Genomic DNA, 13,610 nt, shown 5'->3' with positions numbered 1-13,610 from the left:
CTGCAAGGCCCCGGGCACTTTGTTTATGTGACGTGGTCGATACATTTGCCACCGGGCGTTCAAGTCGCCCCCAACGCAGCCGACAGACTGGCGACAGGAGACCTACCCCATGCTGCCGCCGATCCTCCCTTTAAGTGCAGTGCCCGTGACCTCCCAGCTCGACCCCGTGCGCCCGCGCCCGGACATCCCGCCGGTGGCGCCCGCGCAGCCGACGCAAAGCGACAACGACATCGACCTGCGCCAGCGTGACCGGGAACAGGCTGCCCAGTTGCTGCGCGAAGAGCACGAGCGCCAGTCGCGCAAGCGCCGCGACCGCGAAGAGGCCGACAACGACCCCGAGCATCACCAGCCGGTGCCAGGCCATGAGCTCAACGCCGACAACACCGTGCCCGTCGCGCCGCTGATCGACGACGAACCGCGCCAAGGCCTGTGGGTTGATATCCAAGTGTGACCGAGGCTGGCCTTGCGACGCGCCAGGCGGCATGATGCAAACTTGCACAGCCCAAGACGTAGCGACCATGAGCCAAGACGACAAGCTGATCGATTTCTCCGCCGAACGCGCCAAGCGCATCCATGACCTTAACGATAAGCGCCTGAACGAAGTGCGCCAGGCGTTCGAGCAGGCCATGCCGCTGGGCAAAGGCAAGAAAAAGGGCAAAGGCAAACCCAAGAAGCGCTGATTGCGTTTTTTTACCCTCCTTCCAGGCCCTGTCTCGGGCCTTATTGACCTCGGTCAATGTTTCCCCGACTTACTCGCGTTACCTTGGCTCCATTGCAGAGCACACAGGGGAGGCGGTCATGTTTCTCGACACGGTAGTCATCGCGGGCGTCATCACCGTTTTCCTGATGTTGATGTTTTTCGCCGGTATCGGTTGGTTTATCTGGAAAGACTCGCAGCGGCGCAAGCCACGCTGAGGGCTTTGGGGAAAAGAGCACGCAAGGCATTTTGGGCGACTTCGGTCGCCTTTTTTTTGCTTAAAATTAACCGTTATTGAATAGCGCGCGATCGTTCATCCATCTGTCTGAATAAAATTTCCTACAGCGCCTTTAAATTTATCGGAAGTTTCCTTCGCTGGTATAGGAAGTAGGGAGATATTCAGGTTCGATTGTTACCCCTAATTTACACCTTGAAATGACGGGGGTGTGGACGATGGTGGATGACGATGCTAGATCAAACGAAGAGGCCGGAGTTGTCGATACGGGTATTGTTTGCCTGGTACTGCTAGCGCGGTTTCATAATATTGCGGCATCAGCCGATCAAATAGCCCATCACTATGGGCAACAGGGGCAGCTGCTCGGCCTTGCGCAACTAATACTGGCGGCCAGGTCGCTGGGTTTGAAAGCCCGCTCAGCCAAATGCGCCCTCCACCGCTTGGGCAAAACACCGCTGCCTGCCATTGCTTCACGGCCTGGCGGTGGGTTTTTCGTCATAGGTCGCGTGGACGACGGCCAAGTCCTTATTCATGACCCCCTCGCCAACCGCCAAGAGATATTGACCCTCGCGCAGTTGGAGCAGGCCTGGGACGGTGAACTACTACTTCTACAGTCTGAGTCTTCTTTGGGCGGCGAGCTGTCGCGGTTTGACTTTACCTGGTTTATCCCGGCTATCGTGAAGTACCGCAAGTTGCTGGCTGAAATCTTGCTGGTCTCGTTTGTACTGCAGATATTCGCATTGTTGACGCCACTGTTCTTCCAAGTGGTGATGGACAAGGTGTTGGTGCATCGCGGCCTGACGACCCTGGATGTGGTGGCTGCCGGTTTGCTGGTCATTTTGCTGTTTGAATCGGTGTTGAGCGGGCTGCGTACCTATATCTTCGCGCATACGGCCAGCCGTATAGATGTGGAATTGGGTGCCCGGCTATTCTCGCACTTGGTGACCCTGCCCCTGGCTTATTTCCAGGCACGAAGGGTGGGGGATTGCGTCGCCAGAGTCAGGGAGCTGGAAAATATCCGCAGCTTTCTGACCGGCAACAGTATCACTGTGGTGCTGGATGTCCTGTTCTGCGTGGTGTTCATCGCGGTCATGTGCCTGTACAGCGGTTGGCTGACGTTGTTGGTGGTGCTCTCACTACCGCTGTATTTTCTGATTTCGTTTTTAGTGACGCCGGTATTGCGAGCGCGCTTGAACGAGAGCTTCAACCGGGGCGCCGAAAACCAGGCGTTTCTGGTCGAGACCGTGAATGGTATCGACACGTTGAAAGCGATGGCCGTCGAGCCGCACATCATCCGTACCTGGAACAACCAGTTGGCCGCCTATGTCGCGGCCACGTTCCGCACGCAGAACCTGTCGGCCATGGCCAACGAATGCGTCGGCCTGGTTGGCAAGCTGGTCACGGTCGCCACCTTGTGGCTGGGGGCGCGCCTGGTCATCGAAGGGGCGCTGACGGTCGGGCAATTGATCGCCTTCAACATGCTGGCCGGGCGGGTTTCCCAACCCATCATGCGCCTGGCGCAATTGTGGACGCACTTTCAGCAAACCGGTGTTTCAGTGCAGCGGTTGGGGGACATCCTCAATACCCGCACGGAGGCAGCCCAAGCTGATCGAAGCCCATTGCCGCTGCTTGCCGGGCAAGTTGAATTCGATCAGGTCAGGTTTCGCTACCGAGCCGACGGCAGCGAGGTGTTGCGCGGCGTCAGCCTGAAGATCCATGCCGGTGAATTCATTGGGGTCGTCGGCCGCTCAGGCTCCGGAAAAAGCACGCTGACGCGGTTGATCCAGCGCCTCTATGCCCCCGAGCAGGGTCGCGTATTGGTGGACGGGACAGACCTTGCGCTTGCCGATGTCTCGTCGCTGCGCCGTCAGATCGGTGTGGTGCTGCAAGACAACGTGCTGTTCCAGCGCAGTGTTCGCCAGAACATCGCCTTGAGTGACCCCGGTACGTCGCTGGAACTGATCATGTTGGCGGCGAAAATGGCCGGGGCTCATGAGTTCATCCTCGAACTGCCCCAAGGCTACGACACCTTGGTTGGGGAGCACGGCGCCTCGCTGTCGGGTGGGCAACGCCAGCGCATCGCCATCGCCCGGGCGCTGATGGGTAACCCTCGCATCCTGATCTTCGATGAGGCGACCAGCGCCCTGGACTATGAGTCCGAACGGATCGTGCAGCACAACATGCAAGGGATTTGCCGGGGGCGCACTGTCATCGTCATCGCCCACCGGTTGTCGGCGGTCCGTGAGGCGGACCGGATCGTGGTCATGGACCGTGGCCAGATCGTCGAGCAAGGGCCGCATGCCCAGTTGGTCCACATCGAGGGTGGCCACTACGCGCAGTTACACCGCTTGCAACGTGGGGACTCGCAATGATCGCCGCGCAAACGCTCGAATTGTTACGGCGTTATCAAGCGGCGTGGCGCGTGGCCTGGCAACGCCGCAAGGCGCTGGATACGCCTGAGCGCTTGCGCCACGAAGTGCAGTTCCTGCCCGCTGCACTGGCCTTGCAGGAGCAACCTGTTCACCCCGCGCCGCGTTACACCGTGTGGGGGTTAATGAGCTTTGCGGCGGTCGGGTTGCTGTGGGCCTGCATTGGCGAGGTCGATGTGGTGGCGACCGCCCGCGGCAAGGTGGTGCCCAGTGGCAAGTCCAAGCTCATACAGCCTAACGAAGTGGCGGTGGTCAAAGCCATTCATGTTCAGGACGGTCAGGCAGTCAAGGCTGGCGACCTGCTGGTCGAGCTGCACTCGCACATCACTGCAGCCGAAGTGTCGCGCCTGCGCAGCCAATTGCTCGCCGCTCAGGTGGATAGCGCCCGCGCGAAAGCGCTGCTGGAGGCCATCGAAACCGATGCCCCGCCACGGATATCGGCCCAACTCAACGCCAGCGAGCGCGACGGCGCGCAGCGCTGGCTCGATGGCCAATACACGGAGTACCGCAGTGCGCTGGACCAAGTGGCGGCAGAGATCGATAAGAACACCGCCGAAGTTCGTTCGGCGCGCGCCAGCGTGGCGTCACTGCGCCTGACGCTGCCCATCGCCCGGCAATTGGCTGCAGATTACAAAATACTGCTGGAAAAAGCCTTTGTCGCCAAACACGCCTACCTCGAAAAAGAGCAGGCCAGGCTGGGCCAAGAGCGTGAACTGACCACTCAAGAGTTGCGCGTACAAGAACTGCAAGCCATCAAGAAAGCCGCAGGGCATCGCTACCAAAGCGTTAAAGCGCAAACCCGCAAGGCCATGCTCGACCTGCACAACGATGCCGATCAGAAAGCCGCCTCCCTTGCCCAGGAACTGCTCAAGGCCGAGCAACGCCACCGTCTGCGAAAACTCAGCGCACCGGTCGACGGCACCGTGCAACAACTGGCCATCCATACCCCAGGCGGCGTGGTCACGCCAGCCCAATCGTTAATGGTCATTGTTCCGCGTGACCAGCCTTTGGAAGTCGAAGTGTTGCTGGAGAACAAGGACATCGGCTTCGTGCGCGCGGGGCAGCCTGTGGAGGTCAAAGTCGAGACCTTCACTTTCACCAAGTACGGGGTGATAGCGGCCACTGTCACCAGCGTTTCAAACGATGCGATTGAAGATGAGCGCCTGGGCCTGGTGTATAGCGCGCGGTTGAAGTTGGGCGAAAGTCACATTCGCGTGGGTTCACGGGATTTGCCGTTATCACCGGGCATGGCGGTCAGGGCGGAAATTATTACCGATCGGCGCACGGTGATCAGTTATTTCCTGAGCCCGTTGAAGGCTTATGTGGATGAGGGTTTAAGGGAAAGGTAGGAGCCACTATGCAGCCTGTTATTGATTTTATCGCATTCGCCGCTCGATGGTTGGTGTGCCTGTTAATGCTGCTGATCGCATTTCATGGCACTGAAGTCATGGACCTGATTGCCAAATGGTATTTCGGCCGCTACACGCCGCAAGAGCGCGTCGAACTGGAACGTCAAGGGAAGTTGAGGCCCATTCCCACCACCGTGTGCGGGCGCTTGGGTGGGCATGTATTTGAAGTTGACTTGAACTACATGCAGTCCTGGGTGGAGTACGAAGGCAAACGTGCCTGGGAAAAAGACTTCGGTGACAACAAAACCGGCTGTGACGCCAACGTTGTGTCCCTGCCGTTGGTGATGTCCTGGCCAGGCCTGCAACCTGAAGGGGAGGGTGCCTACTTGAGCCATGTGACGGATGATCGATTGAGTGTGGTGTTGGAACCCTATTACAAGGCGGGGCAAGATCTGAGTTATCTGCGAGACCTGTATCAAGGGCCAAAGGCAAGCCATGTGCGAGGCAAGTTGGCATTTGATTCAACATTGGGGTTGCACACCGTCGCCATTGCAAACCTGTTGTTTAAAAAAGAGACCGATGCCTTGTACTGGTCCGAAGACCAAGGCCAAGTGAACTTTGTGATGCGTTGCCTCGGCAGCACGTGGGAGGGACCGTATTTTCTGTGCGAGGCCTTCTATGTAATTGAGCACTTGGAAACCTTTGTCCGTTTGAAGTTTTTGCCTTCCAACGTTTCAGCCTGGCAGGCGATCAAGCGACAGTCCGAAGCGTTCGTGTATGCAAACCTGAAAAAAATTCCGGCGCGCTTTGATACGGACCCGCCGCTGACTTCCCTGCCAGGAGGTTGACGGATGAGCTGGTTGACGATTCGAGTGGTGTGGTTTGTGGGGGTGTGGTCATTTTGGCTGTTCGTTACCTTAATGACGTTCCATGGAGTGCGGGCGTTTTCAGGATTCATGAGTTTGGCTACCGACTACCACAGCGCTAAAGAAAGGACCGAACTCGAAGTGATCGGTCGATTGAAGTCGTTGAATAAATCATTGTGTGGGAAGCTCGGCGGGCAGGTGGTTGAGTTGAGCCGTCGTTATATTTATATGTGGGCGGATTTTGAAGGGAAAAGTTGGTTGGAGCCGGGAGCGATCCATAATAAGACCGGCTGTGATGCTAATTTACTTAATTTGCCGTTGATCGCGTCATGGCCGGGGTTCAGGCCGTCGACAACGGATCCGCATAGTTTTAAAAAGGGGGAGCGGCTCGAATTTACTTTTCGTCCTGATGATGGTCCGCATTTGAATATGCAATACCTGATGGATCGTTATTACGAGAATACACGTGAAGCGGGTCTCGATATTCAGGTGAATGAACATCCGCTAGGGTTGAAGGTTTCGCAGCTAAAGAGCTTTGGTTCTCAGATAGACAGTGTTTATTGGTGGGATGGTAGTGGCACGGTTGAATTTGTTGTTGTGTGCAAATCTTGGCCGAATTTCCCCTCGGAATGTCAAGCCAAATACGTTGTTGTCGAGCTGGGGGTTTCTGTAACGCTCGATTTACGATTAACCCAACTGCATGATTGGTTGTCGCTGTGGCAACGCTCGAAAAGGCACTTGGCTGTTCATATAAAGACACAAGGAGTCAATGATGAAAGTTGACATTGAGCAAGCGGCAGCCCGAAGCATTTGCGCAGGCGAACGTGCAAAAAATCCCTGCGTGTTTTGATACGACTCCGCTGGAAACTGCGCCAGGAGGTTGAACAATGGGTTGGTTGACGATTCGAGTGGTGTGGTTTGTGGTGGTGTGGTCATTTTGGCTGTTCGTTAACTTAATGACGTTCCATGGAGTGCGGGCGTTTTCAGGATTCATGAGTTTGGTCACCGACTACCACAGCGCTAAAGAAAGGGCCGAACTCGAAGTGATTGGTCGATTGAAGCCGTTGAGTAAATCATTGTGTGGGAAGCTCAGCGGGCAGGTGATTGAGTTAAGCCGAAGTTACATTCACATGTGGGCGGATTTTGAGGGAAAAAGTTGGTTGGAACCGGGAGCGATACATAATAAGACCGGCTGTGATGCTAATTTGATTCATTTGCCGTTGATGGCGTCGTGGCCGGGGTTCAGGCCGTCGACGACGGATCCGCATAGCTTTAAAGAAGGTGAGTGGTTTAGATTTACTTTTGATCCTTATGAAGGATCGTATGTGAATATGCAATACCTGATGGACAGTTATTACGAGAAAACACGTGAGGCGAATCTACCGATTAACGTGAGTCAGCATCCACTAGGGTTGAGTTTTTCACGGCTAAAGCTTTTTAGCTCTGATGTAGACAGTGTTTACTGGTGGGGGGAAGACGGTGCGATTGAGTGGGTGGTCGCGTGCAAGTCGTGGCCGGATTTCCCCACGAAGTGTCAGGCCAAGTAGATTGTTGTCGAGCTAGGAGTAATGGTAACGCTACGTTTTCCAATAACCCAACTGCATGATTGGTTGTCGCTGTGGCAACGCTCGAAAAGGCACTTGGCTGTTCATATAAAGACACAAGGAGTCAATGATGAAATTTGACATCGAGCAAGCGGCAGCCCGAAGCATTTGCGCAGGCGAACCTGCAAAAAATCCCTGCGTGTTTTGATACGACTCCGCTGGAAACTGCGCCAGGAGGTTGAACAATGGGTTGGTTGACGATTCGAGTGGTGTGGTTTGTGGTGGTGTGGTCATTTTGGCTGTTCGTTACCTTAATGACGTTCCATGGAGTGCGGGCGTTTTCAGGATTCATGAGTTTGGCTACCGACTACCACAGCGCTAAAGAAAGGGCCGAACTCGAAGTGATCGGTCGATTGAAGCCGTTGAGTAAATCATTGTGTGGGAAACTCAGCGGGCATGTGGTTGAGTTGAGTCGTCAATACATCGACATGTGGGCGGATTTTGAGGGTAAAAGCTGGTTGGAGCCCGGGGCGATTAATAATAAAACCGGCTGTAATGCCAACTTGGTCAATTTGCCTCTGATGGTGTCGTGGCCGGGGTTCAGGCCGTCGACAACGGATCCGCATAGTTTTAAAGAGTGGGAAGTGTTCGAGTTTAGTTTTAGGCCTTATAGTGGTCCGCATTTGAATATGCAATACCGGATAGACAGTTATTATGAGAAAACACGTGAGGCGGGCCTTGCAGTTAACGTGACTCAACATCCACTAGGGTTGATGTATTCACGGTTAAAGCTCTTCAGTTCTGAGATGGACAGCGTTTATTGGTGGGAGGAGGGCGGCGCGGTTGAATGGGTTGTGGCGTGCAAGTCGTTGATGTACCTCCCTGCGAAGTGCCAGGCCCAGTACATTGTTGTTGAGTTGGGGGTATTTGTAACACTGTATTTTCCATTAACGCAATTGCATGATTGGTTGTCTCATTGGCAGCGTTCAAAGAGGTACCTGGCTGTTCATATAAAAACACAAGGAGTCAATGATGAAGATTGATATAGGGCAAGCTGATCTGGATCATGCGAGGGTGTTACTGACCACCCAAGGACTTGATGTTATGTATACCTATATGGCTGAGAAGGGGTTCAAGTACGCGAACTTGGCCAACGGCGTGGCAAGGGGAGACTCCCTTTCGGGCAAGGCGGCGATCAAGTTCATGCAGCAGGCCGGCAATGAAGTAGGGCGACCTATTGATGAAGCCAAAACGAACTTGATTAGATTCGAGATGGCTGATCAGTACCTTGAAGCGTTAAGTTTGGTAAAAAACAATGATGGTCGTATTGTCCGAGAGTTGAATTATAAAGAAATCGCGGACTTCCACGCACTCGCATTTTCAACTCATGGCTACGAACCCGATACCTGGACCTTGGATGCGATCCTGAAGGTCTTGTCGAAAGAAAAAAGGCAACCCTACATGGACCAAGTACTCGACTCGGCAGGCAACCAGTTCGAAGAAGCGGCCATCGCTGTCAGCTCACAAAAAATCATTTACGAAGCACTCAGCAGCGACAACCCCGAGCACCGCCAAGCGGCGCAAACCTGGAACAATCGCATCTGGTCCGCCCCCACGGTATTGACCATGCTGGACCACATCAGCGCCCAGTTCCCGGTCCCAGAGGAAACCCTCATCCCCGCACTGAGCCCCGACAAGGTGCCCCTGGATTTCATCAACATCGGGATCGAACCCAACCCGCAGCCGCAGCAGCGTATCCAGAACGAAAGCGCTGCACAGCAGGATGTGTCCAACGGTTTTGTCGTCAACACCCCCAGTTACCAGATCGCGTTCACCGACGGCACCCTGGACAAGACGGACTTTGCTTCCGCTCAAATAGGCAGCCTGGCCACGGGCGGGCTGCGGCCCGGCGAAATTCAGTTGGACCCCAATGCCAGGCCTTCGCAGCACTTGGCTGAACACTACCGAGCAGCCCAGGCGGACTTCTTCGGTGTCAGCAATGCCATTGTGCTCAATGGCTTGGCAGCGCAAACCACCCACAATGTCTTCGTAGACCCACTGCTGCTGGATTTGACCGGCCAGGGCATCCAGTTGGCACCTATCAGCGACGGCGTGCTGTTTGACGTGGACCACAGTGGCACCCTGAAACGCACGGGGTGGGCCGACCGTACTACCGGCATGTTGGTGCTGGACGATGGCAGTGGCCAGGTCATCGGTGTGCATCAAATGTTTTCCGAGTACTACGGCGGGCAGGCGGGCAAGGACGGCCAACCGGGTGAACGGCCATTCAAGGATGGCTTTGAGGCGTTGAACAGCGTCGACGGTAACGCGGACCGAATGATTACGGCGGCAGACCCGGTCTGGGCACAGCTGCGGGTCTGGGTGGATGCTTCCCACGATGGCCAGTCGGTGGCGGGTGAGCTGAAGACCCTGGATGAATGGGGCATCACGCAGATCCAAGTGTCGGCAACGCCGGTCCAAAGTGATGTGCGCCAAGGCAACACCGTGCAGGCACGTGGCAGTTTTGTCATCAATGGCGAAACACGAGAAGCCTTGGCGGTGAGTTTTCTGGCCGATACCGTCAGCAGTCTGGTCACCCACGAAGCCGGCGCGGTACGCGTCGTGTCCCGTGCCGGGGACGTGTCGACCACGGCCTATGCCAGCCTCGTCGATGCGGGGCAAACCCTGGATGCCCAACAGCTGGGCGTGGGTAGCGTTTACGGGGGTAAGGGCAATGACCGCTTGCAGGCCGCTCAAGGGGGGAGTTGGCTGGTAGGGGGGGAGGGCAGTAATACCTATGTAGGCGGGGCGGGCGATGATGTGTTCGTTATCAGCGCGACTGACAACCCTGACGACATTCAAGGTAACGGCGGTCGCGACACAGCACTCATCGTCGGTGACAAGGGCATGGTGCTCAATCTGGCCAAGGCCGGCTTGACCATCGCCCAAGGCGGCCAAGGTGTCGACTGGTTGATTGCCGGGGGTAAGCGCAGTGCTTTTTTGAAGGGTGGGGCAGCGGGCGCCGTCTTGATTGGCGGGGGCGGCAGGGACGTGCTCAGTGGCGGCAGCGGGCCAAACACCATCATCGGTGGTCATGGCATGTCCGTCATCTATGCAGGCCCCATGGGTGACAAGATCCAGGCATCGGCCCAAGGCAGCATCATTTACGCGGGCAAAGGCAATGATTTCATTTTGGGCAAAGAAGGCAATGATGTCATAGAGGTGGGGCAGGGCAACGCCACCATCGATGGCGGGGGCGGTGTCAACAGCGTGACGTTGCACGGTTCTTATGGCGAGTACTCGATAACGGCTGGCGCCGGTGAGTTCCGTGTTGCAGACAACGTGCAGGGGCGAGATGGCACGGTCACGCTTCGTAATGTTCAGCAACTTAACTTCCAGGATATTTCTTCGGTGGTATTGGGCTCGGCCAACAGCTTGCCGGTGTCCGATGCGGTTTATTCCGACATCGAGAGTAGGCCGATTGAACGCAACCGGGTTGCGATCATCAGCGCCTCGGCGTTGTTGGCCAACGACCTGGCGATGGCCAGCCAGGGGCCTTTGCGCATCGCTGCGGTGGGTGATGCGGTGGGCGGAAGCGTTGCAATCGATCCGAATGGCAATGTGCTTTTTACCCCCGTCGCAGAGCTGCAATCGGCCATGGGTTTCAAGTATGAGGTGGTCGACAGCCAGGGGACGCCGGCGTTGTCGGTGGTTGACCTCGACAGCGGCAAGACTGCGATCCTGCGCGCGAATGTCACATTGCACGATGCCCAGAGCCCCAAAGACCCGTTCGCCGGCCAGCAATGGTACCTAGGCGACATCAACGTCTTCCCCGTGTGGCAGGACTACACCGGCAAAGGGGTGCGCATCGCGCAGTTCGAGCCCGGTGGCGAGTTTTCCGTGGCGCCGGAGATCTTCGATATCAACCACCCGGACCTTGCCGGGAATGTCGACCAGGCCTGGCTGCGCGCCGAGCAGCAGGCAGGCTCGCTGCCAGCCTTGCGCTCCAATCATGCGACGCAAGTAGCGGGGGTGATGGTCGCCGCACGCAATGAAACCGGCGGCGTGGGCATTGCCCATGGCGCGACCCTGGCCGGTCATCACTTGGGTAGCCGCGGGATGGACCTCGTCAACCTGGGCAAAATGGTCAGCTACGACATCGCCAATAACAGTTGGGGCTTTACCCGCGACTTTGCCGTGAGCAACCTTCAAGAGGGGCGAATCAACACGGCCAGTGCCTTGGTCGCCAACGCCCAATATGCTGCCAGCAATGGGCGCGGTGGCCTCGGGACGGTGATCGTGGCCTCCGGTGGCAACAGCCGTGCAAAGGGCGGCAGTGCGCAAGGTTCGTTCACCAGCAACAATCGCTTCACCGTGGAGGTGGCCGCCATCAATGCCCAGTCGGACCTGTCGACATTGCAGGTGGATGTCGCGCCGTTCTCAAACCCCGGCACCAGCCTGCTGGTAGCGGCGCCCGGCAGCAACGTACTGTCGACCAGCCGCAAGATCGAAACCGAGCGGGGGTCTATCTTCGGCAGTGATTATTCCGCCACGCAGGGCACCAGTTTCGCTGCGCCAATTGTCAGCGGGGTGATTGCATTGATGCTGGAGGCGAACCCGAACCTTGGCTACCGGGACGTGCAACAGATCTTGGCGCTGTCCGCCCGCCGGGTGGACGGTCAAGCCATTAGCTGGAGCGACAACGGTACCCGCCACTGGAATGGCGGCGCGATGCACAAGAGCGACGATTACGGTTTCGGCAAGGTGGATGCGCGGGCGGCAGTGCGCATGGCCGAGGGTTGGATGAAACAGAGTACGGCGGCCAACGAGGCGGTGCTGTCCTCACCGGCTCTTGCCATCGGGCAGACATTGCAGCCGGGGCAAACACTCAGCAGCCGGCACAGCCTGCCGGCCGGTATCCATGTAGAGCACGTGGAAGTCGACTTCGATGCAGACTTGGGCAAGCTGGGTGATCTTAACCTCACGCTGGTTTCACCTACGGGCACCTCCAGTACCTTGTTGAACCGCCACGGCCAGGGTGGCACCCCAAGCGATGCGCAGCGCCATGGCCCGTTCAAGTATTCGTTCATGACCACCCACCATTGGGGTGAGGCGTCTGCCGGCGAGTGGACATTGAACGTGACGAACGCCGAAACAGGTGCCCCCTTAACGGTCAATACATGGGCTGCGCGGCTTTATGGTGAAAACGACGCAGTGACGCAACACGTATTGACCGACGAGTTCAGCACGCTCGCGGCAGCCGACCCCGGCCGGCTGAACATTGGCGCAGGTGATGGCGTCAGTGTATTCAATGCGGCTGCCGTTTCCGGCGCTGTGGAGGTCAACCTTGAGCAAGGTACTGCGACCCTGAGTGGAGCTGCGCTCACCCTGGCCAATCCCACGAGGTTGCAGGCCGTTATCACCGGCGACGGCGACGACTCGCTCACCGCCGGCCCTGCCAATACGCTGCTCAACGGTGGGCGGGGCAGCAACACCCTTACCGGCGGTGCGGGCACGGATGTGTTCGTGATTGCGCAGCGTGCGGGGGGCAGCGACAGGCTGATCAATTTCTCCCCGGTACACAACGAAACCATCAACCTGGTGGGTTTCGAAGGGCTGGCGTTCAGCGCGCTGAAGATGAGCGATACGGGCGAAGGCGTCTCGGTAGCGCTGGGGGCAGGGCAAAGCTTGAGTGTAAGCGGGTTGAAAACGGCCGACTTGAACGAAGGCCATTTCAAATTTCAGAACTATTTTAGCGGGCCCCAGGCGTCGTTCTATAGCGAGCAAGGCACCCGCGAGCCTGCGCTTGTCGAGCCTGCCAGGGTGGTCATGAGTGGTGGGGCCGGCGGTATCAGCATTACCAGCGAGGGTGGGCAATTCGTCGCGGCCTTGACGGGTGTGATTTACAGCCGGCCAAGCATCGATGCATATGCTTATGTGGTGGCTCGCCAGCAGGGTGTGGCGCACTACAAGAATGCACTACGAGGGTTTCGCCAAGGGGTGGACAAGATCGACGTCAGCCAGACGGGGGCGAGGGGCCTTGGCGATCTGGTGCTGACGGATGTGAAACGTGCCACCATCAATGGGTTGTCGTTGATTCATGGCCTTGAGCTCAGTACCCAGCCTGCCGATGGCGCCACCGGCGTGACGCTAGCTTTCCTGGACGCGGTGGGGCGTACGCAACTGGGCGAAGCGGATTTCATTTTTGCGCCGCAGGAGTCTGGGCCTGCGTTGTTCAACAGCTTGCTGGATGCACCTGAACAGCCTGCTCTCGCTTCGTTCACACAACCGCAGATGGCGTCGTCGGTGGACAGCTTTATTCAGTCCATGGCGACGTTCGCACCCCAAACCTCAACCCTCTCGCCTGTGTTCGCGGCCGAGGGGCAAGTGACTCCGTTCCAATTGGCTGCAAATGCCGCCTGATGTTTCTGGGCCTGGTCGGTCATCTGGTTCGCTGGAGCGCGTCACGAACCAGATGACGGCAAGCAAA

General features: G+C 57.2%; 10 protein-coding genes. All 10 read left to right on the top strand.

Annotation, left to right across the window (positions count from 1 at the left end):
• The first annotated feature begins 109 nt into the window (after nucleotides 1-109).
• The 10 genes from L9B60_RS04045 to L9B60_RS04005 all read left to right on the top strand — a co-directional run bounded on the left by L9B60_RS04045 (nucleotide 110) and on the right by L9B60_RS04005 (nucleotide 13,543).
• Entirely contained in the window at nucleotides 110-451 is a 342-nt protein-coding gene (locus tag L9B60_RS04045) for an aspartate-semialdehyde dehydrogenase (protein WP_249676535.1), read from the top strand.
• A 67-nt stretch (nucleotides 452-518) separates the two neighbouring features.
• The gene (locus tag L9B60_RS04040) at nucleotides 519-680 is read left to right on the top strand and encodes a hypothetical protein (protein ID WP_249676533.1); all 162 of its coding nucleotides are present in this window, start codon (nucleotides 519-521) and stop codon (nucleotides 678-680) included.
• A 118-nt stretch (nucleotides 681-798) separates the two neighbouring features.
• Nucleotides 799-915 (top strand): cytochrome c oxidase subunit CcoM, encoded by a 117-nt coding sequence (gene ccoM, locus L9B60_RS30450; RefSeq protein ID WP_283780562.1) that lies wholly within the window; start codon nucleotides 799-801, stop codon nucleotides 913-915.
• Nucleotides 916-1,150: 235 nt separating this feature from the next.
• Nucleotides 1,151-3,304, top strand: a complete 2,154-nt coding sequence (locus L9B60_RS04035) for a type I secretion system permease/ATPase (protein ID WP_249676531.1) — start codon at nucleotides 1,151-1,153, stop codon at nucleotides 3,302-3,304.
• Complete coding sequence (locus tag L9B60_RS04030) at nucleotides 3,301-4,710, top strand: HlyD family type I secretion periplasmic adaptor subunit (RefSeq protein ID WP_249676529.1); 1,410 nt, start codon at nucleotides 3,301-3,303, stop codon at nucleotides 4,708-4,710. Before L9B60_RS04035 ends, L9B60_RS04030 begins: the two co-directional genes overlap by 4 nt.
• Nucleotides 4,711-4,718: 8 nt before the next feature.
• Entirely contained in the window at nucleotides 4,719-5,558 is an 840-nt protein-coding gene (locus tag L9B60_RS04025) for a hypothetical protein (protein WP_249676528.1), read from the top strand.
• Between the two features lie 3 nt (nucleotides 5,559-5,561).
• Nucleotides 5,562-6,359 carry a hypothetical protein gene (locus L9B60_RS04020; RefSeq protein ID WP_249676526.1) on the top strand — a complete coding sequence of 266 codons (798 nt, stop codon included), beginning with the start codon at nucleotides 5,562-5,564 and terminating at the stop codon, nucleotides 6,357-6,359.
• Nucleotides 6,360-6,463: 104 nt separating this feature from the next.
• Nucleotides 6,464-7,123, top strand: coding sequence for a hypothetical protein (locus tag L9B60_RS04015; protein WP_249676524.1), 660 nt, complete (start codon nucleotides 6,464-6,466; stop codon nucleotides 7,121-7,123).
• Between the two features lie 242 nt (nucleotides 7,124-7,365).
• Complete coding sequence (locus tag L9B60_RS04010; protein ID WP_249676523.1) at nucleotides 7,366-8,163, top strand: hypothetical protein; 798 nt, start codon at nucleotides 7,366-7,368, stop codon at nucleotides 8,161-8,163.
• Entirely contained in the window at nucleotides 8,153-13,543 is a 5,391-nt protein-coding gene (locus L9B60_RS04005; RefSeq protein ID WP_249676520.1) for an SPM autocatalytic domain-containing protein, read from the top strand. Before L9B60_RS04010 ends, L9B60_RS04005 begins: the two co-directional genes overlap by 11 nt.
• Nucleotides 13,544-13,610: the final 67 nt, after the last annotated feature.

This window comes from Pseudomonas abieticivorans (assembly GCF_023509015.1).
Classification (GTDB): Bacteria; Pseudomonadota; Gammaproteobacteria; order Pseudomonadales; family Pseudomonadaceae; genus Aquipseudomonas; species Aquipseudomonas abieticivorans.
The sequence above is the reverse complement of the archived record's forward strand: the minus strand, read 5'-3'. Positions and strand labels throughout refer to the sequence as shown.

Coding starts and splice junctions, on each gene's coding strand:
- L9B60_RS04045 (WP_249676535.1), top strand. CDS start 110: ATGCTGCCGCCGATCCTCCCTTTAAGTGCAGTGCCCGTGACCTCCCAG.
- L9B60_RS04040 (WP_249676533.1), top strand. CDS start 519: ATGAGCCAAGACGACAAGCTGATCGATTTCTCCGCCGAACGCGCCAAG.
- ccoM (WP_283780562.1), top strand. CDS start 799: ATGTTTCTCGACACGGTAGTCATCGCGGGCGTCATCACCGTTTTCCTG.
- L9B60_RS04035 (WP_249676531.1), top strand. CDS start 1,151: ATGGTGGATGACGATGCTAGATCAAACGAAGAGGCCGGAGTTGTCGAT.
- L9B60_RS04030 (WP_249676529.1), top strand. CDS start 3,301: ATGATCGCCGCGCAAACGCTCGAATTGTTACGGCGTTATCAAGCGGCG.
- L9B60_RS04025 (WP_249676528.1), top strand. CDS start 4,719: ATGCAGCCTGTTATTGATTTTATCGCATTCGCCGCTCGATGGTTGGTG.
- L9B60_RS04020 (WP_249676526.1), top strand. CDS start 5,562: ATGAGCTGGTTGACGATTCGAGTGGTGTGGTTTGTGGGGGTGTGGTCA.
- L9B60_RS04015 (WP_249676524.1), top strand. CDS start 6,464: ATGGGTTGGTTGACGATTCGAGTGGTGTGGTTTGTGGTGGTGTGGTCA.
- L9B60_RS04010 (WP_249676523.1), top strand. CDS start 7,366: ATGGGTTGGTTGACGATTCGAGTGGTGTGGTTTGTGGTGGTGTGGTCA.
- L9B60_RS04005 (WP_249676520.1), top strand. CDS start 8,153: ATGAAGATTGATATAGGGCAAGCTGATCTGGATCATGCGAGGGTGTTA.